20 protein-coding genes, 1 pseudogene and 1 riboswitch are annotated in these 23,543 nt (G+C 68.9%); of the genes and pseudogenes, 8 read left to right on the forward strand and 13 right to left on the reverse strand.

Annotated features, from left to right (window positions below; translation table 11 throughout):
- Positions 1–233: pseudogene (locus B141_RS38565) on the reverse strand (HNH endonuclease signature motif containing protein); the annotation flags it as partial.
- A 362-nt stretch (positions 234–595) separates the two neighbouring features.
- Between B141_RS38565 and B141_RS0102455 the strand changes: the two are divergent.
- Positions 596–1,579 (forward strand): LLM class flavin-dependent oxidoreductase, encoded by a 984-nt coding sequence (locus B141_RS0102455; protein WP_020573584.1) that lies wholly within the window; start codon positions 596–598, stop codon positions 1,577–1,579.
- Positions 1,580–1,598: 19 nt separating this feature from the next.
- Here B141_RS0102455 and B141_RS0102460 read toward each other — a convergent pair whose 3' ends face one another.
- A complete protein-coding gene (locus B141_RS0102460; RefSeq protein WP_020573585.1) occupies positions 1,599–2,495 on the reverse strand; it encodes an NAD(P)-dependent oxidoreductase in 897 nt (298 codons plus the stop codon).
- A gap of 46 nt (positions 2,496–2,541) precedes the next feature.
- Positions 2,542–4,407 carry a S9 family peptidase gene (locus tag B141_RS0102465; protein ID WP_020573586.1) on the reverse strand — a complete coding sequence of 622 codons (1,866 nt, stop codon included), beginning with the start codon at positions 4,405–4,407 and terminating at the stop codon, positions 2,542–2,544.
- Between the two features lie 156 nt (positions 4,408–4,563).
- Here B141_RS0102465 and B141_RS0102470 point away from each other — a divergent pair, with 156 nt between their 5' ends.
- From B141_RS0102470 to B141_RS0102490, 5 genes are all read left to right on the forward strand, one after another.
- A complete protein-coding gene (locus B141_RS0102470; protein WP_020573587.1) occupies positions 4,564–5,343 on the forward strand; it encodes a dihydrodipicolinate synthase family protein in 780 nt (259 codons plus the stop codon).
- A 39-nt stretch (positions 5,344–5,382) separates the two neighbouring features.
- Positions 5,383–6,243 (forward strand): helix-turn-helix domain-containing protein, encoded by an 861-nt coding sequence (locus B141_RS38570; RefSeq protein WP_040420388.1) that lies wholly within the window; start codon positions 5,383–5,385, stop codon positions 6,241–6,243.
- Positions 6,244–6,303: 60 nt separating this feature from the next.
- Positions 6,304–6,708: a VOC family protein gene (locus tag B141_RS0102480; RefSeq protein WP_020573589.1), complete on the forward strand. Its 405-nt coding sequence runs from the start codon at positions 6,304–6,306 to the stop codon at positions 6,706–6,708.
- Between the two features lie 70 nt (positions 6,709–6,778).
- Positions 6,779–7,267, forward strand: a complete 489-nt coding sequence (locus B141_RS0102485; RefSeq protein ID WP_020573590.1) for an RNA polymerase sigma factor — start codon at positions 6,779–6,781, stop codon at positions 7,265–7,267.
- Positions 7,264–7,881 (forward strand): methylated-DNA--[protein]-cysteine S-methyltransferase, encoded by a 618-nt coding sequence (locus B141_RS0102490; RefSeq protein WP_051113939.1) that lies wholly within the window; start codon positions 7,264–7,266, stop codon positions 7,879–7,881. The genes B141_RS0102485 and B141_RS0102490 overlap by 4 nt, the downstream gene beginning before the upstream one ends.
- 25 nt (positions 7,882–7,906) lie before the next feature.
- On the opposite strand, the gene B141_RS0102495 is transcribed toward B141_RS0102490, so the two are convergent.
- From B141_RS0102495 to B141_RS0102545, 10 genes are all read right to left on the reverse strand, one after another.
- Positions 7,907–9,310: a metallopeptidase TldD-related protein gene (locus B141_RS0102495; RefSeq protein WP_020573592.1), complete on the reverse strand. Its 1,404-nt coding sequence runs from the start codon at positions 9,308–9,310 to the stop codon at positions 7,907–7,909.
- On the reverse strand, positions 9,307–10,815 hold the full coding sequence (locus B141_RS0102500; protein ID WP_020573593.1) for a TldD/PmbA family protein: 1,509 nt from the start codon (positions 10,813–10,815) through the stop codon (positions 9,307–9,309). Before B141_RS0102500 ends, B141_RS0102495 begins: the two co-directional genes overlap by 4 nt.
- Positions 10,816–10,923: 108 nt before the next feature.
- Entirely contained in the window at positions 10,924–12,009 is a 1,086-nt protein-coding gene (locus B141_RS0102505; RefSeq protein ID WP_020573594.1) for a glycoside hydrolase family 130 protein, read from the reverse strand.
- A 4-nt stretch (positions 12,010–12,013) separates the two neighbouring features.
- Positions 12,014–12,943: a carbohydrate ABC transporter permease gene (locus B141_RS0102510; RefSeq protein ID WP_237742603.1), complete on the reverse strand. Its 930-nt coding sequence runs from the start codon at positions 12,941–12,943 to the stop codon at positions 12,014–12,016.
- A gap of 5 nt (positions 12,944–12,948) precedes the next feature.
- Positions 12,949–13,884: a carbohydrate ABC transporter permease gene (locus B141_RS0102515; RefSeq protein ID WP_020573596.1), complete on the reverse strand. Its 936-nt coding sequence runs from the start codon at positions 13,882–13,884 to the stop codon at positions 12,949–12,951.
- A gap of 27 nt (positions 13,885–13,911) precedes the next feature.
- A complete protein-coding gene (locus B141_RS0102520; protein ID WP_020573597.1) occupies positions 13,912–15,204 on the reverse strand; it encodes an extracellular solute-binding protein in 1,293 nt (430 codons plus the stop codon).
- A complete protein-coding gene (locus B141_RS0102525; RefSeq protein WP_020573598.1) occupies positions 15,204–16,247 on the reverse strand; it encodes a LacI family DNA-binding transcriptional regulator in 1,044 nt (347 codons plus the stop codon). The genes B141_RS0102520 and B141_RS0102525 overlap by 1 nt, the downstream gene beginning before the upstream one ends.
- 224 nt (positions 16,248–16,471) lie before the next feature.
- Positions 16,472–17,437: an aldo/keto reductase gene (locus B141_RS0102535; RefSeq protein ID WP_020573599.1), complete on the reverse strand. Its 966-nt coding sequence runs from the start codon at positions 17,435–17,437 to the stop codon at positions 16,472–16,474.
- Between the two features lie 606 nt (positions 17,438–18,043).
- Positions 18,044–18,742: a LysM peptidoglycan-binding domain-containing protein gene (locus B141_RS52120; RefSeq protein WP_020573600.1), complete on the reverse strand. Its 699-nt coding sequence runs from the start codon at positions 18,740–18,742 to the stop codon at positions 18,044–18,046.
- Positions 18,743–18,749: 7 nt separating this feature from the next.
- Positions 18,750–18,905: riboswitch (cyclic di-AMP (ydaO/yuaA leader) on the reverse strand.
- A 166-nt stretch (positions 18,906–19,071) separates the two neighbouring features.
- Complete coding sequence (locus B141_RS0102545; protein ID WP_051113952.1) at positions 19,072–19,638, reverse strand: phosphatase domain-containing protein; 567 nt, start codon at positions 19,636–19,638, stop codon at positions 19,072–19,074.
- Positions 19,639–19,717: 79 nt separating this feature from the next.
- On the opposite strand from B141_RS0102545, the gene B141_RS0102550 reads away from it, so the two are divergent.
- Entirely contained in the window at positions 19,718–20,902 is a 1,185-nt protein-coding gene (locus B141_RS0102550; protein WP_237742604.1) for a metallophosphoesterase family protein, read from the forward strand.
- The gene (locus tag B141_RS0102555) at positions 20,899–23,532 is read left to right on the forward strand and encodes an ATP-binding protein (RefSeq protein WP_020573603.1); all 2,634 of its coding nucleotides are present in this window, start codon (positions 20,899–20,901) and stop codon (positions 23,530–23,532) included. The genes B141_RS0102550 and B141_RS0102555 overlap by 4 nt, the downstream gene beginning before the upstream one ends.
- Positions 23,533–23,543: the final 11 nt, after the last annotated feature.

Below are 23,543 nucleotides of genomic sequence, written 5' to 3' on the forward strand. Positions count from 1 at the left end.
CTCGTCGCGCCGGCTGTGCGGCCGAGGTCTCGCCGGTCCGCCTCCCGGATCACCTGGAGCTGGACCGCGTCGATCTGGGCCGAGAGAGCTTCAAGACTGACCAGGAGGTCGATCAGTTCCTGGCCGGGAGTCGACCACAACAGCGCACCGGACTCCTCAGCGAACCGGGCACGCGCCCGCTCGACCAGCACCGAGAACCGGTGCCGGCCCGCGTCCGCCGAGGTCGAATCCATACCCGAACACTAGCGGCGACCACCGACAACCTCCGGCCCCGAAAGCCCAACAAAACAAGGCCATCCGGCATCCGACCAGACCACCGTTCTGGGTCGGGGGCACCCTTGGCCAATAGAGCCGTACAAGGGTGCCCCGACCCAAAAACGGCACGCCATCACGGCGCCAACCGCGCCGCCCACCGCGCCGCCCACCGCCAGGCCCGCGTTCCATGATCATGAAGCCAGAAAGGGCTATGAGTCCCGAAACCCTTCACGAAGAAGATCATGATCACGAACATGATCATGGAGAGGGTGGGTCGGAGGGCTTGTCGGTCCCGCGGGGTAGGGTCCGGGCGAGTGTGACGCCGAGGTGAGGAGACCCGATGCCGGCTGTTGGTGCCTTGTTCCCGTGTGCCTTCGCACCCGAGGCTCTTCCGGACTATGCGCGCCGGGTCGAGAGCCTTGGCTACCGCGAGTTGTGGATCGTTGAGGACTGCTTCTACACCGGCGCGATCGCGCCGACCACGGCGGCGCTCGCTGCGACTGGCCGGCTGGCGGTTGGGTTGGGCGTCATGCCGGCGGTGATGCGCAACGCCGCGACCGCGGCCATGGAGTTGTCAGCGCTGCTTCGGCTCTTTCCAGGACGCGTGCTGGCGGGCTTCGGGCATGGGGTCGCGAGCTGGATGGAGCAGATCGGTGCGCTGCCCGCGTCCCAGCTTGCCGCGCTGGGCGAGACCGCCACGGCGGTGCGCGCGCTGCTCGCGGGTGAGACAGTCACCGTCAGCGGCCAGCATGTCCGGCTGGACGGCGTACGCCTCGAGTTTCCCGCAACGGTGCCACCACCGATCTTCCTGGGCGTACGCGCGGCGAAGTCCCTGCGACTGGCCGGACAGGTGGCAGACGGCATCCTCCTGTCCGAGATGTCAGGCCCCGGCTATGTCCGGTGGGCGCGGGAGCGGATGGCTGCCGGTCGGGCTGACGCAGGCCGCACTGATGCCTGCCAGGTCACCGTGTACGCGTGGTTGGCGCTCGACGAGGAAGGGGAGTGGAAGGTACGCCAGACACTCGCGGCAACCCTGCTCAGTCAGAGCCCGTCCGTCCAGCTCACCGAGCTGAGCTTCGCGGCAGACGCGTCGGAGTTGGCGCGACGTACACCCGATCACGACCAACTCGCCCGCGCGCTACCTCGCGAGTGGGTCGAACAGGTGGCCGTGACCGGGCCGCCGGAGAGTTGTGCGAAGGCCCTCCATGACCTCCATGCGGCCGGAGCCGACACGGTGGTCCTCGTTCCTACCGCCAAGACCCCCGACTCAGCGCTGCGCCAACTCGAAGAGGTGAGTCCGACTGTGCTCCCGGCACTGCGCTGAACCCCGCGCGCGAAAGCGGTCATGCGTCCTGGCGGGCCTCGATCCCCGCGAGGCGTTCGAGTGCCTTGACCAGGGCGTGGTTGCCTTCGCTCCCGAGACCCGCGCGCTGCAGTGTGCGGTAGAGGTGAAAGATCGTGCTGGTGGCGATCGTGGGTACGCCGAGTTCGTCGGCAGCCTCCAGCACCAGTCGGAGGTCCTTCTGCTGCAGGTCGATTGTGAATCCGGGGCGCCAGTCGTCGCGGATCACCTGCGGTCCACGGTTCGCCAGCATCCACGAACCAGCCGCTCCGCCCTCGACCGCGGCGATCGTCTTCTCAAGATCGAGCCCGCCGGCCTTGGCGAAGACCAGCGCCTCGGCAACACCCAGCATCGACGTGACGACCAGGATCTGGTTGACGAGCTTGCAGGTCTGCCCGGCCCCGACCGGGCCGACGTGCGTGATCGTGCTCCCCATCGCCTCGAGGTAGGGGAGTGCCCGCTCGACGTTCGACGGGTCACCACCGACCATGATCGACAAGGTGCCCTTGGCGGCGCCCTCGCTGCCGCCTGACACCGGCGCGTCGAGGAACCCCACGCCCTGCTCAGCGAGCCTGGCCGCCCAGCCGCGGGTGGCCTCCGGACTCACCGTGCTGGTGTCGACGATGAGCGAGCCGGCCCGGGCACCTTCGGCGATCCCGTCCGTCCCGAACACCACGTCCTCAACGTCCGGGGTGTCACTCACGCAGGTGAAGATCACGTCGCAGCGCTCGGCGACGCCCCGTGGTGAGTCCGCCACCTCAGCGCCGGCCGCGGCGAGCGGCTCCGCGCGGTCCGCGGTGCGGTTGTGGACCACCACGTCGAAGCCGGCGCGGAGGAGGTTCGCGGCCATCCCGCCGCCCATGATCCCCAGCCCGACATATCCCACCCGCGCGCTCATGCGGCACCCTTCCCACTGTGTCGATTGATTCGCTCGCTTCGCTTGCTCATGCGCGTCCTCTCTCGTCGGCGGACAGGTGCTCGGCGAGGAACGCCAGCGCCTGCGGATAGGCGTCGAGTTGGTTCGCCCGCTTGGCCAGACCGTGCCCTTCGTCGGCGTACACCCGAAGCTCGCACGGCACGCCGCGCTCCCGCAGCGCCGCGACCACCTGCTCAGCCTCCGACAACGGAACCCTCGGGTCGTTGGCTCCGTGAATGACGAACAACGGCGCCCGGATCTCGTCGACTCGGGTGAGCGGGCTGGCCTCGTGCAGGAACGCCCGGTCGTGCGCGAGCGTGCCGTACTCGCGTTCCCGGTGAGTGCGGCGGTAGTCGGAGGTGTTCTCGAGGAACGTCACCAGCGACGCGATGCCCACGATGTCGACGCCCGCGGCCCAGCGTTCGGGCTGGAACGCCACGCCGGCCAGCACCATGTAGCCGCCGTACGACCCGCCGTAGAGCGCGGCCCTGGTCGGATCGAGGCCGATGCTGGGCAGCCAGTCGTGGAGCGCCGCCAGGTCCGCGACCGAGTCGAGCCGGCGCCGTACGTCGTCGAGGGAGTACCACCGCTTGCCGTACCCCGTCGACCCGCGCACGTTCGGCACCAGGACGGTGTGCCCCTGGGCGACCAGCCCGGCGACGACTGGACTCCACTGCAAAACCGACTGGCTTTCAGGACCGCCATGGACGACGAGCACGGCTGACCCGTCGCCCCCGTCGGCCGGGCGGAAGACGAACGTCGGGATGCGCTCGCCGTCAGGTGTGGGTACGCGGTGGGAGGACGGTTGGACGAGACCGTCGGGGAGTTCGGGTGCGTCCGGAGCGCGGACCGGGCTGAGCGCACCCGTCGCCGGGTCGCAGCGAACGGCGTACGGCGGCTCGACGGGCGAGGAGAAGGTCAGCGCCAGGGACGACCCCGATCCGGACCACACCGGGTCGGGGTGTCGGTGGAACGCCGCGCAGCCACCGGAGGGCAGGTCCAGGGTACGAAGCAGGACGCCGTCCGCGAGTCGATGGAGCGCGAGGGACGTCGCACCGTCAGCGTTCGTCGCGATCAGGAGGTGCTCGCCGTCCGGTGCTGCCCAGCCCACCAGGTCGTGGTGGTCGTCCTCGACCAGGGTGGTCCAGGTACGGCTCGCCAGGTCGTACCTCATGACCGCGGTCATCTCCCGGCCGGCATTGCTCGAGATGAGGAAGCCTGAGGAGTCCGGTAGCCAGGACGGCGTGGTCAGGAAGGCGTCGTCGCCCCAGGGCGTGAGTTCCTCGACGCGGCCGTCGGTGGTGGAGACGAGGACGAGCTGGACGGAGTTCGCGGGGGCGTTGGGCCGGGTCAGCGCGATCCAGTGATTGTCCGGCGAGGCTTCGGCGGCGACGACGTACCCACCTCCGTCGTACAACACCCGCTCCTCGCCCGTCGCCGGCTCACGGCTCACGAGGTCGAAGTCCACGCCGTTGCGACGGTTCGTCAGGTAGAGCACGCGGCCGGGTTGGACTCCGGCGAGGCGATGGATCCAGCGGGGATCGTGGACGAGGGGGCGCAGCGGCGGGAGAGCGTCGGCGGAACCAGCGTCCGCGTCATCAAGGCCCGCGTCATCGAGGTCGAGCAGCGACAGCTGGGCGCGTTCGTTCCCGCCGGCGTCGTGCTCCACCACGACGGTGCGGCTCCCCGGCAGGTAGCGGCCGGTCGCAGCACCTGGCAGGTCGGTGAGTTGTCGCCACGAGCCGTCGGCGCCGGCTTCGTAGAGCTGCATCGAGCCCGACGCGTCGTTGCCCACGAGCAGTCGACCCGCCTCGTCGACGTCGCGGGCCACGACGACCTGCGTGTTGAGGAGGTTGATCAGGAGCGCGTTTGTGGGAAGGACGCAAGTCGTCATGGAAGGACCGTAACAATCCTCCGTTTCACCGGGAGGTGGTGTCCTGCCGGCCGAAGCAGGTCACCGCCGCGCAGGAACCGAAAGGGCGGGCGGCACGTCTGGGGCGAAGATCAGGAGAGAATGGGAGAAACCGGATCGACGGTGAGGAGCGTACGGATGGCAGAACCAACGTTCACCGGAGTCGGCGTTGCGTTGCTGACGCTTTTCGACGAAGCCGGCGCGGTCGACGTGCGGGGCACGATCGGCCACGCCAAGCGGCTGGTCGACGCGGGCGTCCGTGCGGTGCTCGTGGCGGGGACGACCGGTGAGGCCGAGACCCTCACCGAACCCGAACGCGAAGACCTCATCGCCGCCGCCCGCCAGGAGCTTCCCAAGGACATCACGGTGATCGCCGGCGCGAGCGGATCCTGGCCGCGGGCAGCGGGGGCGCGCGCGGTGACCGCCCGCAAGGCCGGCGCTGACGCGGTGCTCGTGAGCCCGGCGCGTGGCGGCGTCGACACTCGCGTGCTGTACGGCGCGGTGGCCGAGGCGGTCGGTGACGCAAGCCGGGTGATCGGCTACCACAATCCGGGTCCGCTGGGCGTCCCGGGAATCGAGGTCGAGGCGCTCGCCGATCTGCCCATCGGCGCGATCAAGGACTCCTCGGCGGATCCGGCTCGGCTGCTGCAGGAGCTGGGCAGCTGGAACGGCCGGATCTACGTGGGCTCGGCGGCGATCCTCAGTTTCGCCGGGCCGCTCGGGGCCGCGGGCGCGTTGCTGGCGTTCGCCAACGCCGAACCCGAGGCCTGTATCCAGGCGTTCGCCGGCCATGTTGGAGCGCAGCGGTTCCTGACCGATCTGGTGGAGGCGGTCCGCAAGGGCGGGATGCGGGCGCTGAAGGAGGCGACTGCCGCGAAGTACGGCACCTCGACCGTCCGCCGGTCCGCCCTCTCCTGACCGCGCCCGCGTTCCAGAGTTCCGACCTAGGCTCCTGGTGTGCGAAACGTGCGCATCGATCGGCACCACTCCGTCCTCGCGCGGTGGGAGATGGCCTACGGGCTACCGGCTCGGGTCCTGCTGCCGCTGGTCCGTCACTACTGCGGTTACGAGGAGATCTCGCCGGCACTGCTGAGCCGGCGAGAGGTGCCGTCAGGCGATGTGACGCTGATCCTCAGCCTGGGTCCGACACTCCGCGTACGAGACGTTGCCACACCAGCCTCGTCAGGTCGGACGCTCGGGTCGTTCGTGGCGAGCCTGCATGAGTCGGCAGTTGTCACGGAGTACTCCGGGCATCAGCACGGCGTCGAGGTCAGCCTCACCCCGCTCGGCGCGTACCAACTCTTCGGCGTCGCGATGCATGAGCTCACCAACCAGGTCGTCGATCTCGTGGATGTCTGGGGCCGCGATGCCGAGTCACTGGCCGAACGGCTTCATGGCGTACGCCGATGGGATGCGCGGTTCGACCTCCTCGACGCCTTCTTCGCCAGGCGCGTCGCATCGGCCCGCGAGCCTTCGGGTGAGGTCGCCTGGGCGTGGCGAGAGCTCCGTCAGTCGCACGGCCGGGTCGCGATCCGGGACCTCGTGGAGGAACTCGGTTGGAGTCACCGGCGCCTGATCGCGGACTTCCGTGAGCAGATCGGCCTGCCACCCAAGACGCTCGCCAGGGTCCTCCGCTTCGACCAGGTCGTACGCCGGCTACGCGCGGAGGGCGGCGGCTCCTTTGCCCAGATCGCGATGGACTGCGGGTATTTCGATCAGGCGCACCTCAATCGCGACTTCCGGGAGTTCGCCGGCACCACGCCCGGTGCGTACGCCAATCAACTCCTGCCCGACGGTGGTGGCGTCTCGGCCAGTTGAAATTTCGTCCAAGACGTTACCGCGACGCATTTCCTAGCCTCATCAGGAAAGGAGGCAGGGATGACACAGAACATCTATCCGGCCCTGCGTTATGCGGACGCCCGGGCAGCGATCGACTTCCTGAAAAGGACCTTCGGCTTCGAAGAGATCGCCGTCATGACGGACGACGATGGTCGAGTGGCGCACGCTGAGCTGGACCTGGACGGTGGGGTGGTCATGCTGGGATCACGGATCGGGGACTCCGACTCCGAGGAGCGCTTCCCCAGCGGCCCGACGACGATCTACGTCGCGCTGGACGATCCTGACGGGCACCACGCGCGGGCGAGGTCAGCGGGCGCACAGATCGTGATGGAGCTGACCGACCAACCGTACGGCTCGCGCGAATACGCCGCCCGCGATCCCGAGGGAAATGTGTGGTGCTTTGGCACCTACCGCCCGAAACCGCGCGACCTCTTAAGGTCCTGACAACTCGGAGCGTGCTCTTGCCGGTCGGGTCTCACGTTTGGGTTGTTCGGGACGTCTACGTGGTGTGAGCATGCGACCGTTCGAGCGGGTGGTGGTCGAGTACGGGCCGATGGTGTTACGGGTGTGCCGTGCCGTGCTGGGCCCCGACGAGGCTGAGGATGCCTGGTCTGAGACGTTCCTGGCAGCACTGAGGGCTTACCCGGAGTTGGCCGAGGACGCCAACGTGGAGGCGTGGCTGGTCACGATCGCGCATCGCAAGGCGATCGACGCCACCCGGGCCACGGCCCGCCGGCCGCTGGTCGTGGAGTCCCTGCCGGACCGCGCCGCCCGCACTCGCCAGCCAGAAGACTGGGACGGCGACCTGTGGGCGGCGCTGGCGGCACTGCCGACCAAGCAGCGCATCGCGGTGGCGTACCACTACCTGGCCGGACTGCCGTACTCCGAGATCGCCGCCCTCACCGGCGGCAGCACGGACGCGGCCCGCCGCGCCGCCTTTGACGGGATCAAGACGCTACGTGCCACCTACCTGGCGCCGGCGAGGGGAGGGACGGACCGATGATGGTGACCAACGAGTCAGAAGCCCGACACCTGTTCGGGCCGCTGTTCGAGATCGAGGAGCAGACCGCCGAGCGGCTGCACGCCCGCCTGGCCTCCATGGCTGACCGGGAGGGCCTGCTGGATGTGGCGTACCGGACGGTGGACACTCCGGTAGGGACGCTGCTGCTCGCTGCCACCGAGCGGGGACTGGTGCGGGTCGCGTACCCCAACCAGGACCACGATGCCGCACTGGCTCAGCTGGCCGAACTGGTGAGTGCCCGCGTTCTCCACGCGCCCGCTCGGCTGGACGCGGTGGCTCGGCAACTCGAGGAGTACTTCGCACACCGCCGGCGGGTGTTCGACGTGCCGGTGGATCTACGGCTGTCCCGCGGCTTCCGCCAGGCGGTGCTCGCCCACCTGCCGCACATTCCTTACGGCGCGACGGAAAGCTACACGCAGGTCGCGGCGGCGGCGGGTAGCCCACGTGCGGTACGCGCGGTGGGCACCGCGTGCGCGACCAACCCGGTGCCGATCGTCGTTCCGTGCCACCGGGTGGTGCGGGCCGATGGTTCGTACGGCGGGTACGCGGGCGGCGCGGCCGTCAAGCAGGCGTTGCTGACGCTGGAGGCAGCCTGAGAAGTCCCCCGGCGAAGGCTGCCGGCTAGCTGGCCTGGCTCACGCTCGACATGTTGAAGTCGGGCACCCGCAACGCCGGCGCGGCCACCCGCGGGAAGTAATCACCCCACTCGCGAGAGAACGCCGGCACGGTCACCCCCGATTCGGAGAAGCGGCTCAGCAGGTCGACCGGACTCTCGTTGAACCGGAAGTTGTTGACCTCCCCGACCACCTCGCCGTTCTCGACCAGGTAGACGCCATCGCGGGTCAGACCGGTGAGCAGCAGCGTCTGCGGGTCGACCTCGCGGATGTACCACAGGCAGGTCAGGAGCAGGCCCCGCTTGGTGCCCGCGACCAGGTCGTCAAGGGAAGCTTGCGTGTCAGGCACGTCCAGGATGAGGTTGTCGACGAACGGCGTCACCGCGAGGTCGGTGAGCTCGGCCGAATGGCGGGTCGTCGCGAGGGCCGCCAACTCGCCGTCGCGGATCCACTCGGTCGGCGCGAGCGACAGACCGTTGTCGAAGACGCTCTGGGTGCCGGACGACGCGTGCGCCACCACGAAGGGCGCGCACTCCAGACCGGTGTATGCCGGATCGGAGCGCAGGTTGAGGTTGACAGGGGAGAGGCGCTCGCCGACGCGGGTGCCGCCGCCCTGCTTGGAGTAGACCGTCTGCCCGTCGTGAGCGTCGCGGGCCGACATTGTCCAGTAGGCGTAGATGAGCAGGTCGGCGACGGCCGTCGGCGGTAGGACCGTTTCGTAACGGCCCGCCGCCAGGTCGACCTTGCGTTCTGACCAGGCGAGGCGGCGGTCGAGGTCGGCCGCCAGGCTCGTCACGTCGACGTCCTGGAAGTCCCTGGTCGCCTTACCGACCCAGGCTGAGCGGCTGAGGTCAGGGGACTTGCCCGTCATGGTGACGAAGCCGGTGGGTTGGACGTGCCGGAGGCGTACGCCGGTCGAGGTGCCGAGGTAGGTCGTCGTCAGGTCGTGCTCGACGTACCCGTAGTGGTGGATGCCGGTGTCACGGGCGCGCCCGAATGCCTCGCCGAGTGCTGGCGCGAACGTGTCGAAGACGTGGATGGACGTCTCGGCCGGCGGGGTGTCCCAGCCGGGCGCGGCGTCACCCTCGATCAGGGGGCGGGCGTCCTCGGCGGGCTCGTTGTCCCGCGCGACCTCCTCAGCGGCACGGACGACCGCGTCGATGTCGTCGTTCGTCAGCACGTTGCGGCTGACGACACCGGACGAGACGCCGGTGTTGCCGGCGATCGTCGCGATGACGGTGAGGGAACGCGTCACCATCACGCCGTTGGTGGTGAGGGTGTTGTTGGCCCAGCGAAGGTTGGCGCTCGAGGACTCGGTGGCAAGGACGACGCAGCCGTCGGCCTTCGACCGGGCCAGTGCCCGCTCGACGGTCTCCTGAAGAGTCAGCTCGCTGCTCAAGGGACTGCTCACCGTCCTGATTCCTGGGTCGTGTTGAGGATGCGCACACCGCGGAAGAGCGCCGAGGGGCAGCCGTGACTCACCGGCGCGACCTGGCCGGGTTGGGCCTTGCCGCAGTTGAAGGCCCCACCGAGGACCCACGTCTGCGGCCCGCCCACGGCCTCCATCGAACCCCAGAAGTCGGTGGTGATGGCCTGGTAGGCGACGTCACGGACCTGGCCGGCGAGCCTGCCGCCCTCGATGCGGTAGAACCGCTGCCCAGTGAACTGAAAGTTGAATCTCTGCATGTCGATCGACCATGACCGGTCACCCACGACGTAGATGCCGCGCTCGACCCCGCTGATCAGCTCGTCGGTCGAGGGGCCGTCGGCGGCCGGCTGGAGCGAGACGTTCGCCATCCGCTGCACCGGGATGTGCGACGGCGAGTCGGCGAACGCGCAGCCGTTGGAGCGGTCATAGCCGAAGCTGTGGGCAATCCGGCGGTCGAGCTGGTAGCCGACGAGGGTGCCGTCCTTCACGATGTCCCAGGACTGCCCGGCCACGCCTTCGTCGTCGTAACCGACACTCGCCAGACCGTGCTGGACCGTGCGGTCACCCGTGACGTGCATGATGCCGGAGCCGTAGCGCAGGGTGCCGAGCTTGTCGGGGGTGGCGAACGACGTGCCCGCGTAGTTGGCTTCGTAGCCGAGGGCCCGGTCGAGCTCGGTCGCGTGCCCGATCGACTCGTGGATGGTGAGCCAGAGGTTCGACGGGTCGATCACCAGGTCGTACGAACCCGCCTCCACACCCGGCGCCTTGAGCTTGGCGGCCAGCAGGTCGGGGATCTCGGCGAGCTCGGCGTTCCAGTCCCAGGTGGTGCCCGTGAGGTACTCCCACCCGCGCCCGACCGGCGGCGCGAGGGTGCGCATCGAGTCGAACCGGCCCGACTCGGGATCGGTGCCGAACGCCTCGAGGGTGGGGTTGAGCCGCACCCGCTGCTGGGTCGTGACGGTGCCCTTGCTGTCGGCGTAGAACTTCTGCTCCTTGACCTGCCGCAGCGTCGCCGTCGCGTGGGCCACGCTCTCAGCCGCGAGAAGCCGGCGACTCCAGTCGGCCAGCAGCTCGACCTTCTGGGACTCGTCGACGGTGAAGGGATCGACGTCGTACGCCGACACCCACGTGACGTTGTTATAGAGGGGCTCGTCGGCCAGCTCGATGCGTTCGGCGTTCATGCCGGCCGCGACCTGGGCGACCTCGACCGCCTGCTCGGCGACGCGGACCGCCTCCGCCGGCGTCAGGACGACGCTCGCCGCGAACCCCCAGGTCCCGTTGTGGATGACCCGGACCGCGAACCCGGTGTCCTCGCCGTCGTGGCTGCCGACGAGCCGGGCATCACGCAGGGAGAGGTTCTGGGTGCGGATCCGCTCCAGCCGGAAGGAGGCGTGCTCAGCACCCAGGTCGCGGGCGCGGCTCAGCGCGGCGTCAGCGAGAGTGCGGAGCGGGAGGGTGAGGAAGTTCTCATCGATCTCGTGCGGCACGCCGACGACCTTATCGGTCCGAACCCCATTGCTGTGGTGATCATGCTCAAGTCGTGACCGAAAGCGCCCTCTGCTGATGGCAGAGGGCGCCCCTGTGTGCGCGACCTCTCAGGAGATCCGGTCGAGCCGGGCCACACCGATCTTGGCGTCGGCCATGCCGTAGAACACGAAACGTACGCCGTCGATCTCCTCGATGGTGGTCGGGAAGACGACGTTGGCGACGGTCCCGGTGCGCTCGTCGTCGGTCTCCGGCTCGAGGATCGGCTCGGGTGTACGCGCGATGACGCGCGCGACGTCCTCGGGGTCGAGCAGCATCGCGCCGGCGCCGTACCTCACCTGCTGCGTGGTCGGGTCCCAGCCCGGAGGGATGTGTCCACTGACCCCGTGGTGGATCAGCAGCCAGCCTTCGTCGACCCGGATCGGCGGCGGACCCGCACCGATCTTGAGCTCCTCGAAGGCGTACTCCGACATGGCGACCTGCCGATGGTCGTGCAGGTGGGTCAGCGCGCTGAGGTCGCGTTGGGCCGCCGCCGCCGAGACGTACGACACCCAGATGCCGGGACGGTCATCGGTGACACCGGCCGGGAGGTGCGTCCCTTCGCCGGGACGGAGCCAGCCGAGGTCCCACATCGGGCGGTGCAGCATCGCGTACGCCAGCTCGCCGTCGGGTCCCGGCACCGGCTCCGGGAAGAACACCGTGTCCTTGTTGGGGAACAGGTTCACGTCGGTGTCAAGGTCGGCTTGATACTCGAAGTGGAGTGGCCCGAGGCGGCGCCAGGTCCGCAGGTCCTCCGACACCGCGAGCGCGGGCTTGGGACCGAGCGGGCCGTACGCGACGTACGTCATCAGGTGGACGCCCAGCGAGGGCACCCACGTCGTGCGCGGGTCCTCAACCCCAGCGTTGTTGAGCCCGCGTTCCCAGCCGGCGTCTGGTGCGAGGACGACACCTCGGCGTTCGACTCCGACCGGTACACCGTCGCGGACGACGATCTCGGCGAGACCGACCCGCGACACGTTTCCAGGCGCGACCAGCCGGGGGAGCAGATACAACTGCCCATCGGGTGTACGCCCACTCGCGGGGTTCAGGACGCCCTCAGCCTCCCACTCGTTACCGGGCTCGGGTGCCATCACGACACCGAGCCGGGTAAGCGTGTAAGGCACGGTGGTGGCGACTTTGGTCGATGGATCGCTCAACGGATCAACCCTTCACACTGCTTCCGAGGTTCGTGGACACAAAGTGGCGCTGGAAGAGAAGGAACAGCGCGACCGCCGGCGCGGCCAGCACACACGCGCCAGCGAGGATCGCGCCGAACGGGTTCGCCGCTCGCGCCGCGACGTTGTTCATGTAGTTCGCGAGGGAAACCGCGAGCGGCTGCATGCCGGCTTCCTTCGTGATCAGGAAGGGCCAGAGGAATTCGTTCCAGGGCCCGATGAAGGTCAGGAGTACCGCGGTCAGCAAGGCCGGCTTGACGAGGGGAACCGCCACCCGCAGCAGGATGGTCAGCTCGCTCGCACCGTCGATCCGGGCCGCGTCGAACAACTCACGCGGCAGCTGCAGGAAATACTGCCGGAAGACGAACACCGCCGTCGAATTGATCGCGAACGGCAGGATCATGCCCAGGTAGCTGTCCGCCAGCCCGTAGTTGCGCACGATCAGGACATACAGCGGGACGGTCAGGAGTTGGAACGGCACGACCTGGACCAGCACCATGACATTGAAGGCGACGCCGCGGCCGCGGAACTCCAGTTGGGCGAGCGCGTATCCGGCGAGAACGCCGAACACCACGGTGCCGAGGATCACCCCACCGGTGAAGATTCCTGAATTGATCAGCGACTGGAGAAGGTCGATCGCTCCGTTGATCTCGCGGTAGTTGTGCAACGTGAGGTTGCCGGGATTGGGGAACGCTCCGCCCGGAGAGCTGTCCGGCTCGGCCTGCAAGCTGCCGATGAGCATGTAATAGAAGGGGAAAAGAAAGACGAATGCTCCGGCCAGCAGCGTGAGAAAACGAAAGACCGGTGCGTGTCGGCGACGTGGCTGCCCGGCATGCCTTGGCTGCTCTGCTCGCCTTGGTGCGGCCCGGCCGGGAGCGCGGGCGGTTGCGATGTCGGTGTCAGGGGTCAGCGCCACCAGGATCACTCCCTCTCCAGCAGTCGACGTTGGAGCAGCGCGACGAGGAGTACACCGATCACGAGAATCACCCCGATGGCCGAAGCGATGTCGGGGTTGCCCTGCTCGATTCCGCGTTGGTACATCAGCAACACCGGCGAGGTGGACGCGCCGTCAGGCCCGCCGCCGCCGGTGAGTAGGTACGGCTCAGTGAACAGGTTCGCCCCGGTGACCGTCGCGAGCAGCACGACCAGTGTGGTTGCCGGGCGTACGCCTGGCACGGTGACCGACAGGAACGACTGCCAGCGGCCGGCACCGTCGACCGCGGCGGACTCGTACAACTCCTTCGGCACGTTCTGCAACGCCGCCAGGTAGAGCAGGATGAAGAAGCCGAGCTGCTTCCAGGTCACATAGACCGCCACCGTGGGCATCGCCAAGTGTTCGTTGACAAGCCACGAAGGACTTGGAGCGAGTGGGCCCAGGAGGGAGTTGACCAAGCCGTTCGAGTTGAAAAGGAACAGCCACACTCCGACCACCGCGACGCTGGCGGTGATGTACGGCACGTAGTAGCTGACGCGGAAGAACGTGCGAAGCCGGATCGCCGCGTTGAGCGCCGTGGCCAGCAGCAGCGACAGCACCACTGTCAACGGAACGTTGATGACGAGGAACACCAGGATGTTCCGGAACGCCTGCCACACCGTCGGATCCCCGAGCACGGCCGCGTAGTTGGCGAACCCGACGAACGGCCGGTCCACGATGGCGCCGGGGGCGGCGAAGAAATAGTCGTGGAACGACATGTAGACCGCGAAGCCGAGCGGATAGGCGAAGACCGCGGCGAGGAAGAGCAGGTACGGCGCGACGAAGAAGGCCCCGAGCGGTTGGCTCCCGAACACCTTGCTGGCGACCCGGCCGGCCAGCCGGCCCGCTGGTGGGCGGGCCGGCTGCTGGAAGGTGGCTGTCACGTTCGCACCTCAGGCATGGTTCGCACCTCAGGACTGTCCGGCCAGGCCGTCGATCTTCGATGCGGCGCTGTCGAATGCGGGCTCGACGCCCTGCTTGCCGAAGATGACCGACCGGGCGTACGCGTCGCGGAACGTCTGCCAGATCTCGATGGAGTTCGGGACGTTCGGAACCTCAACCGTGCGGTCGGCCTGGGCCGCGAAGTTCTGGTACTCCGGGTTCTTGGCGAAGTAGTCCGGGTAGGCGCTGGCGAGATCCGCCCTCATCGGCATCTGGCCGGTCAGCTCGAGCAGCTTGCCGTCCTGCTCCTTGCTGGTGGCGAACTTCAGGACGTCCCACGCGGTGGCGCGGTTCTTGCAGGAGGAGTACATCGCGACGTTCTTGGCATCGCTGAAGGTGTGGATGTCGCCGGCCGGCGCGCCCTTGGAGGTGGGGATCGGTGCCACACCCCAGTCGACCTTGTCTTTGTACGACGCGATCGCCCACGGTCCGACGATGGCCATCGCGGCCTTGCCCTCGGCGAAGGAGTCGCCGTTGTAGGCCTCCTGCGAGGCGAGCTTCTCGGCGTACAAGGTCTTCCAGAAGTCCGCGACCTCGAACCCAGCGGCGGAACTGAACTGCGACTTACCGTCCTCGACCAACTGCTTGCCGCCGGTCTCCGCGGCGTACAAGGGGTAGAAGTCGAACCAGGACTGGAAGAACTCACTCGTCGGGGCCGGCCAGATCGCACGTGGAGCGGCGCCGCTCTTCACCACCTTGCGGGCGGTCGCGAGAAACTCGTCATAAGTCTGCAAGGGCGGCTTGGCGGTGCTGATTCCAGCCTTGGCGAACACCTTCTTGTTGTAGAAGATCATCACCGGATTGGATTTCCAGGGCACCTGGTAATACTTGCCGTCGGGCGAGACGTACTGCTTGGCCCGGGTGCCGGTGCGGCTCTCGAGGTATTTCTTGGCGTCCGGGAAGTCATCGAGCGCGACCAGACCGCCCTGCTTCTGGAACTGCGGTACGGCCGCGGGGGCGGTATTGAAGATCAGGCACGGTGCGTTGCCGGCGGTGATGGCGGCACCGATCACTTCCTCAGAACTCTTGCCCGCCGGGATCTCCTGCGCAGTGATCTTCTGGTCGGGATGCGCGGCGTTCCAGGCCGCCGTCATCTGCTTACCCCAGGCGACTTCCTGCTCGTTGTTGGAATACCAGATCTTGATCGGTCCGCGCGCCTTGGCCGCGTCGGACGTTGCGGTGCCATCGCCACTGCCGCCGCAGGCTGCGGCGGCAGTGGCCAGTACTACGGCGAGGGCTGCGGTCGTGAGGGTGCGTTTCATTACTTCTCCGAGGGGCTTGACTGCACGCGGTGCTGTGCGGTTGATCGACGGGCGACCAACTGCGCGGGTTCGAGTTTGACGTCACCTACGGCTTCGCCGTCGATCAGGGAAAGGAGCGCGCGGGCGGCGACCTGACCCCAGCCGAACACGTTCGTACGGACCGTGGTCAGCGCTGGGTGGATGTGCGCGGCCAACTCGGTGTCGTCGTATCCGGTCACCGAGAGATCGCCCGGCACCTGGAGACCGAGATCCTGCGCCGCACTGATGCCGGCGATCGCCATCAGGTCGTTGGCGTAGACGATCGCGGTCGGTCGGCTGGGTTGGCAGAGCAGCCGGCGGGTGGCGGCCGTGCCGCCGGCGGCGGTGAAGTCGGCGTCCTCGACCCGACCGGCGGGAAGACCGGCGGCGTCGAGCGCGTCGAGAAACGCCTGCTTGCGTTCGTGGCCATGGAGAAAGTCGTCTGGACCGGCCACGTGTGCGATGTCGGTGTGGCCGAGACCGACCAGGTGTTCGACCGCGGCGAGGATGCCCGGCCGGTGGTCAAGGCACACGGCAGGGAACGGCGAGGGTACGTCCGGCCGGTTGAGGGTGACAGCGGGTAGGCCGAGGTCTTCGACCAGCGGAACCCGCGGATCATGGCGCCGTAGGTCACTCAGGATCACACCGTCGACGCGGGCGTCCTCAGCGAGCCGTCGATAGCCGTTCTCTTCGGCCGCCCCAGCCGCGACCACCTGGAGGACCAGTGCATGACCGCGTTCGGCGAGGACCGTCTCGACACCGGCGATGAACGACGGGAAGAACGGATCGGATCCGAGGAGCACGGGATCGCGGGCGAGAACCAACCCGAGCGCGAACGCCCGAGACACCGAAAGTGAGCGGGCTCGGGCATTCGGTCGCCACCCGAGCTCGGCCGCGGCGGCGAGGATGCGTTCCCTCGTCGCCGGAGCGACGCCTGGCCGGCCGTTCAGCGCGAACGACACGGCTCCCTTCGAGACGCCCGCGTGGCGCGCGACATCGGCGATCGTGGGACGTCGCCCTGCCATCGCGCCTCCCTGGCCCAGACCCGCTCGTCGCTTAACCAGCTGGTAACAAAACCGGTTTAGAACTAAACCGGTTTTGGGTCGGGATGTCAACACGTGTCGGAGTCAGCGAGGGTTCAGGTTGGTGTGCCTGGGCATGGAATCGCGGTTGTCAAGGTGACCCTGACAACCGCGGGTTCCGAGGTGTTGGCGCCGGCGAAACTCCGAGCCGGACGCCGCGTCGTGCTCTACCAGGCGTAGTGCTCCGGAGCGGTCTTGTAGCCGGGGAAGATCTCGTCGAGGCGGGCCAGCGCCTTCTCGTCGAGATTGACGTCGAGAGCGCGGACGGCCGCGTCGAGCTGGTCCATGGTGCGCGGACCGATGATCGGTGCGGTGACCGCCGGCTGCGCGAGGAGCCAGGCCAGTGCGACGTCGCCGGGCTCGTGGCCGAGGTCGGCGGCGAGGCTCTCGAACTGCTCCAACTCCGCCCGGTGCCGCTCGATCGCGTCGGCCTGCTGTCGCCGGCTGCCTTCGTTCGCCTTACGGATGACGCCACCGAGCAGGCCGCCTGCCAGCGGCGACCACGGGATGATGCCGAGGCCGTAGTGCTCAGCGGCCGGGATCACCTCGAGTTCGATGTCGCGGGTGAGCAGGCTGTACTTCGACTGCTCGCTCACCAGGCCGAGGAAGTCGCGCTGGGCGGCGGCGGCCTGCGCCTGGGCGATGTGCCAGCCGGCGAAGTTGCTGCTGCCGACGTACAAAACCTTGCCCTGCGCGACAGCCACCTCCAGGGCCTGCCAGATCTCCTCCCACGGCGTGTCCCGGTCGACGTGGTGGAACTGATACAGGTCGACGTAGTCGGTCTGGAGCCGCTTCAGGCTGGCGTCGAGGTTACGGCGGATGCTCAGTGCGGAGAGCCGGCCGGAGTTCGGCCAGTCGTTGCCCATGTCGCCGTAGACCTTGGTGGCGAGGACGGTCCGCTCACGGCGCTCGCCACCCTGGGCGAACCACCGGCCGATGATCTCCTCGGTCCGGCCGCGGTGACCCTCACCGCCGTAACCGTTGGCCGTGTCGAAGAAGTTGATGCCCTTGTCGTGCGCGGCGTCCATGATCGCGTACGAGTCAGCTTCGGACGTGAGCGGTCCGAAGTTCATCGTGCCGAGACAGAGCCGACTGACGCGGAGGCCCGTCCGGCCAAGGTGAGTGAAGTCCATGCATCCATCCTGTTGGCCGACCCAGCGGCCGTCCAACAGAAAGATTCGCTCACATTCAGCACTCTGGCTGCTGAGTCAGCCTGGAGTCCGGGGTTGCATGGGTCGTCCAAAAACTTGCCCGTGGCAAGGGCGTCCTCCAGACAGTGGAGACTTTCCCGTGTTCAGGAGCCTGTTGCTTTTTGATAGATGAGAACGATGTTCATCCCTGAGGTCTACCGGAGGCCGCAGCCCCACGCTCAGCAGGCGAGCTGCTCTGAGCGCAGGGTTCCACTGAGTGCTCGTCCAACGCTGGAATCCGCGGGCTTTCCCCACTCTTTACAAAAGGGCGCGCATTAAGCAACAGGCTCTCAGACCCGGATAAGTCTCCATGCCTTGAGTGGTGACCGAAATTCCGTCTCGCCAGAGAGTATTTCCCGGCCCTGAGGTTTCTGAAATACCTGCCCAGGATCGCCGGACTATTGTGCCCGCACATATTCCGCAGCAAGCTGCGCGGAATTCGCGGTGTCTCGTTGGGAATTCCCGATGCGATAGACCTTACGACGCTCACCACTCCGCGGCGCCCCGCGCATGACAATGGGGGGATGGGACGCCGCGAAGTGGTCGAGATCAGCCCAGGCGGAGCTTCTCGTCGGGGAAGATGAGGTCGGGGTTGGCGCCGACCAGGCTGCGGTTGAGCTTCCACAGCGCGCGCCATCCGCCGTCGACGTTCTGGGCCGCGGCGATCGTGGAGAGCGTGTCGCCAGGACGGATGAGGTACATCGCACCGGCCGCCGGCTTGCGCACGGTGCTGCTGGTCCGCGTGCTGGTGCTGGTGCTGGTCTTGGCGCGGTCGCTGCTGCGGGACGTGCGGGATTTGGCGTCGCTGCGCTCGCGTTCCTGGGTCGCGTCGGGCGGAGTGCCGGGGCTGCCACCCTTGTCGGCGGCTCCGAGGCCGAGCTTGGCCGAGCACGCCGGCCAGGCACCCCAGCCCTGGACGTCCAGGACCTTCTCGGCGGTCGCGATCTGCTCTGCCTTGGTCGCGAGGTCAGCGCGCGCGGCATACCGCGTGCCGCCGAAACCTCGCCAGGTCGAGGGGGTGAACTGCAGGCCGCCGTAGAAGCCGTTGCCGGTGTTGATGCTCCAGTTGCCGCTGCTCTCGCACTGGGCCAGGCGGTCCCAGGTGTCGAGTGACGCGGCCTGCGCGGGCGCGGACATGCCGACGATCGGAACCGCGGCCGCGACGCCGGTCAGTGCTGCGGTCCTGGTGAGCGTCTTGGCGGCCTTGCGTGGTCGACTTGCGCCGCGATGCTTTGCCTTGTAGGGCATGCTGATCTGATTCCCTCCCGTCGCCGGCGGAGTTAGCTGTCGGGTTCGGGCGAGAGGAATTGCCCGGCCACGAAATGTGGCTTCACCCCAGGACTCCACAGTGTGGAGCCCGCAATTGGGTCCTCCGTCTCCGCCCAGTCGATAAATTCCGGGTAATACGACACCGCTGGGCGGAGTTAGGCGATGCGGGTCGTAGCCGCACCAAGGTGACGCGACCGCGACAGACTCTACGACGTGTCTGATTCGTTAACAACCGGTTCCCGGACATATGGACCGCTCGCGACGTTGATCTCACAGGCATAAACGCAGGTCAGCCGGTAAACGGGCAACTATGTCCGGCCCTCACGTTCCTGGGCGTCGAAGAGGGTCTCACTGACGGCGGGGCCGGTGTCGTCACGTGACGTACCCCACTGAGCCTCGAAGACCGGAAAGCCAGCTGCCCGGGCCGCGGCGCAGACGGCCGGGTCGTCGTCGACGAGGACCGCGACGGTGGAGGCCTTGGCGATCCGGCGGAGTTCACCGACCTTCACCTGGCGGGCCGGTCGGCGGTCGCCAGCACGCCGGAGTATCAGCCGACCGGGTGGTGCGTCATGCCTGGTCAGCCAGCGTTCGGTCGGCTGCCGGCAACGTTCGGGGCGGCCGGAGAGATAGACGATGCCGTAGCGATCGGCGAGTTCGCGGACGACGGCGAAGCCTTCCGCGAACGCAGGGTCAGACGGCGCGGCCGCGAAGAACCTGTCCCAGTCCTTGGGCGTCACCGCCAGGTGGTGGAGGCGGTGGCGTACGTCGGCAAGCACCCCGTCGATGTCGACGACCGCGACCGTGTGGTTGCTCGAACCGCGGCCGCGGCTGGCCGGGTCACGGCGGGTCGAGACGTCGTTGGTCGGGTCCGGCATGTGACAAGCCTCCCAGGACGGCGGCGCCGGGCGTGGCAACCCAGCATTGTCGGCAGCGCCCGCTAGCGTGCGGAGCACCATGGCCGCCACCGCCGCGATGACCCCGACCGCCGCGCCGAGCCGCGCGCGGGTCACGTTCGTGCACTCCAGCGACTGGCAGCTTGGCATGATGCGCCGCTTCCTCGGGCCTGAAGCCCAGGCTCGCTACGGTCAGGCGCGCATCGACGCGATCGAGCGGCTGGGTGCGGTCGCCCGGGACGCCAGAGCGGACTTCGTGGTGGTGGCCGGCGACGTGTTCGACGCCAACCAGGTCGACCGGCAGGTCGTCCTGCGGGCATGTGAGGCGTTGCGGGCCGTCGACTGCCCGGTCCTTCTTCTGCCCGGTAACCACGATTCGCTCGAGCCCGGCACGGTCTGGACCAGCCCGTCCCTCGCTCCGCACCTTCCGAGCCAGGTGGACGTCCTTCTCGACAGCCGGCCGAGATCCCCGGTGCCGGGAGTCGAGGTGGTGGGCGTTCCCTGGCGCACCCGGCGGCTGCTCGCCGATCCGCTGGGCGACGTCTCGGCGTTCGATCCACTGCCTCCTGGCATGCTGCGCGTCCTCGTCGGCCACGGCCAGGTCGACTCACTCGCGCCCGACGTCGGTGACCCGGCGCTCATCCGCGCGGCGCCACTGGAGCGGGCGATCGCCGACGGACGGCTGCATTACGTGGCCCTGGGCGACCGGCATTCGTGTACGTCGGTCGGTGAGACGGGCCGGATCTGGTATTCCGGCACTACCGAACCCACCCGGCCGGAGGAGGAACGCCCCGGCGAGGCCCTCACCGTGGAGCTCAGCGCGGGGCCGGACGGTTCGTCGTGCACGGTGACACCGGTACGCGTCGGCACCTGGCGTCTGCTGTCCCGGGTGGTCGAGGTCGACGGTGACGCGGCCCTCGACGAGTTGTCCGCGTGGCTCGGCGACCAACCAGACAAGGCCCGCACGGTTGTCCGCCTCGGGGTGCGGGGGAGCCTGTCCGTCAGCGCCCTGACCCGCCTGGAGATGCTGCTCGACGCGCATGAGGAGCGGTACGCCGCGATCCAGCGCTGGACCCGCCACTGGGACGTCGGCCTGCTCCCCGACGACGCCGCGCTCGACGCGCTCCCGGTGAGTGGCCCGGCCCGCGCGGCGCTGGACGAGCTCCGCGCGGCGACCGGCGCCGGCGACTCCGAAGCGGCGGATGCGCTGGCCCTGCTGCACCGGCTCGCCGGGGGTGCGGCGTGAGACTGCACCGGCTGGTGCTGCGTCACTTCCGCGGTGTGGCCGAACGCGAGGTCACCTTCGACACCAACGGCGTCACGGTCGTCGTCGGTGACAACGAGACCGGCAAGTCGAGCCTGCTCGAGGCGCTGGCGCTGGTGTTCGAGCTGCCCGACGATTCGAAGGCGGCCAAGCTGCGTGCCGTCCAGCCGGCCGGGCAGGACGTCCCCACCGAGGTGCGGGCGGAGGTCAGCTTCGGCGACGTGCGCCTGCACTACCGCAAGCAGTGGTTCCGGCAGCGGGCGACCGAGTTGCGCCTGGAGCCGGGCGGGCAGACCTGGACCGGCCGGGAGGCGCACGACGAGGCCGGCCGATTGTTCGCCGAGCACGTCGACCAGACGTTGTGGGCGGCGCTCATCGTCGGACAGGAGCACGCGCTCTCGGTGCCGGCGGCCGGTTCGGTGGCGGCCGTCCTCACCGCGCTCGACGAGGCGGCGGGCGGTGAGGTCGACCACGGTGCGTCGGTGCCGCTGGTGGAGGCGGTCGAGCGGGAGTATCTCCGCTACTTCACCCGGACCGGCCGGCCGACGGGCGAATACTCCGAAGCGCAGGCCCGCCGCGACGACGTACGCGCTCAGGTCATCGAAGCAGAGGACCGACTCGCCGCCCTCGAGCAGGACATCGCCCGCGCCGAGCGGTTCGGTCGTGACCTCGCCGTCCTCTCCGCCCGCCTCGACGAGCAGACCGGTAAGGCGGCCGAGCTGGAGGCGGAGCGGAACGCGGGGGAGGAGCTGATCGCCCGGGTCGACCGTCTCCGCCGCGACGCCGACCTCGCCAACCAGCGATTGACGGCCGAACGCGGTGAGCTGGAGCGCCGCCAGCTTCTGGTGGCCGAGGCGCGGCAGCGGGCCGACAGCGCGGCAGCCGCGAGTGAAGCCGCCCTGTCCGCCGCGGCCGCGCTCCGCTCCAGTGAGCGAGAGTTGGAGGCGTGCACCGCCGCTCTGCGTACCTCCCGGGAAGCCCAGACCGAACGCCGCTCTGCCGTACGCCGGCTCGACGGCCAGCTCACCCGGCTGCGCGACCAGGCCGACCTCGCCGAGCTGGCGGCGCGGCTGGTCGACGTCGAGGAGGCGCGGGTCCAGGAACGCCGTACGGCATCCGAACTCACCCGGTTGACCATCGACGACGCCGCGGTCGATGCGGCCGAGGCAGCTCATCGGGAGGTGCTCCTGGCCCGCGCGGCGCTGGCCGCGGGCTCGCCCAGCATCGTCGTTCGCCAACTCGGGTCAGCTCAGGTGGAGGTCGGCGGATCCGTCCTCGACGAGGCCGAGGCCGAGCTGCGGGCCGAACGCGACACCACGATCGCGGTGCCCGGCGTGGTCGAGGTGACCGTACGGCCCGGCGCGGGCGCGACCGAGCTGGCCGCCGCCTACGCGCGGGCCGAACACACCGAGCGGGAGTTGCTCGCCGAGTTCGGCGTCGCCGATGTCGCGGAGGTACGCCGGGCCGGCCGGGCTCGGGCGGAGGCGGTGCGCGCGCTCGACACCGCGCGCGAAACTCTGACCCGCCGGCTCGATGGTGCGTCGCCGGACGAGCTGGTCGCGCGCCGCGACCTCCTGGCCGACCGGGTAGCTGAGACGGAAGCCACCGCCGACTCGCTCGACGAGCAGTCCCCGCTGCCCGGCACGGTCGAGGAAACCCGGGCCGCTCTCGTGCGGGCACAGGAGGAAGAGGCCACCGCCGCCCGGCTGCTCGCCGACGCCGAAGCTCGCGAGTCCCAGCACCGCAAGGAGTTCGAGACCGCGAGCGGCGCGGACACCGAAGCACGGGTCCGCGCCGAGCAGGAGACAGAACGCCGGGATGACGCGCAGGCCGCGCTGGTGGCCGCGCGTTCGGCGCGTTCCGACGAGACCCTCGCCGCGGCGGTGGTGTCCGCCGAGGCCGTGGTGGTGACGGTCGTACGCGATCTCGAGCAGGTCGAGGAGACACTGGCGGCCAGCGGGATCGAGCAGCTCGACGATCGCATCAGCGAGGCGGCCGCCCTGCGCCAGCAACTCGCCGCACAGGTCGAGGAGCTGCACGACGACCTCCGGCGGGTCGAGGGTCGGCTCGAGATGGCCGGCGTCCAAGGTCTCGCCTCAGCGGTGGAGCGAGCACGTGCCGACCTTGCCCAGGTGGAGGGACGGCTTCAGACCCTCGAGCGCCGGGCACTGGCCGCGAGCCGCCTGCGGGACACGCTGGCCCGGCATCGGGCGGAGGCGCGCCGGCGTTATGCCGCGCCGCTCCGAGAACGCATCGACGCTCTCGGCCGGTTCGTCTACGGCCCGTCGTTCGGGGTGGTTCTGGGCGACGACCTGGAGGTGCGGGCCCGGACCCTGCACGACCACCAGCTTCCCGTGTCGTCCCTGTCGACCGGCGCCCGCGAACAGCTCGCGACGGTCGTACGCCTGGCCATCGCCGCGCTCACGGCCACCGACGGTAGCGGCGTGCCCGTGGTGCTGGACGACGCGCTCGGCTGGTCTGATCCGGGCCGGCTGGGCGCGATGGGGTCGCTGCTTGCTCGCGCTGGTGCGTCCAGCCAGGTCGTCCTGCTCACCTGCGTACCCGACCGGTACGCCGGCACGGTCGCCGGTGCCCGCATCATTCGGGTTTAGCGCGGGTCTGG

The sequence above is a fragment of the Actinopolymorpha alba DSM 45243 genome, from assembly GCF_000373925.1.
GTDB lineage: Bacteria > Actinomycetota > Actinomycetes > Propionibacteriales > Actinopolymorphaceae > Actinopolymorpha > Actinopolymorpha alba.

Excerpts from the sequence above, each read along its gene's own strand:
- B141_RS0102455 (WP_020573584.1), top strand. The coding sequence starts at position 596 with ATGCCGGCTGTTGGTGCCTTGTTCCCGTGTGCCTTCGCACCCGAGGCT.
- B141_RS0102460 (WP_020573585.1), bottom strand. The coding sequence starts at position 2,495 with ATGAGCGCGCGGGTGGGATATGTCGGGCTGGGGATCATGGGCGGCGGG.
- B141_RS0102465 (WP_020573586.1), bottom strand. The coding sequence starts at position 4,407 with ATGACGACTTGCGTCCTTCCCACAAACGCGCTCCTGATCAACCTCCTC.
- B141_RS0102470 (WP_020573587.1), top strand. The coding sequence starts at position 4,564 with ATGGCAGAACCAACGTTCACCGGAGTCGGCGTTGCGTTGCTGACGCTT.
- B141_RS0102480 (WP_020573589.1), top strand. The coding sequence starts at position 6,304 with ATGACACAGAACATCTATCCGGCCCTGCGTTATGCGGACGCCCGGGCA.
- B141_RS0102485 (WP_020573590.1), top strand. The coding sequence starts at position 6,779 with ATGCGACCGTTCGAGCGGGTGGTGGTCGAGTACGGGCCGATGGTGTTA.
- B141_RS0102490 (WP_051113939.1), top strand. The coding sequence starts at position 7,264 with ATGATGGTGACCAACGAGTCAGAAGCCCGACACCTGTTCGGGCCGCTG.
- B141_RS0102520 (WP_020573597.1), bottom strand. The coding sequence starts at position 15,204 with ATGAAACGCACCCTCACGACCGCAGCCCTCGCCGTAGTACTGGCCACT.
- B141_RS0102525 (WP_020573598.1), bottom strand. The coding sequence starts at position 16,247 with ATGGCAGGGCGACGTCCCACGATCGCCGATGTCGCGCGCCACGCGGGC.
- B141_RS0102535 (WP_020573599.1), bottom strand. The coding sequence starts at position 17,437 with ATGGACTTCACTCACCTTGGCCGGACGGGCCTCCGCGTCAGTCGGCTC.
- B141_RS52120 (WP_020573600.1), bottom strand. The coding sequence starts at position 18,742 with ATGCCCTACAAGGCAAAGCATCGCGGCGCAAGTCGACCACGCAAGGCC.
- B141_RS0102545 (WP_051113952.1), bottom strand. The coding sequence starts at position 19,638 with ATGCCGGACCCGACCAACGACGTCTCGACCCGCCGTGACCCGGCCAGC.
- B141_RS0102550 (WP_237742604.1), top strand. The coding sequence starts at position 19,718 with ATGGCCGCCACCGCCGCGATGACCCCGACCGCCGCGCCGAGCCGCGCG.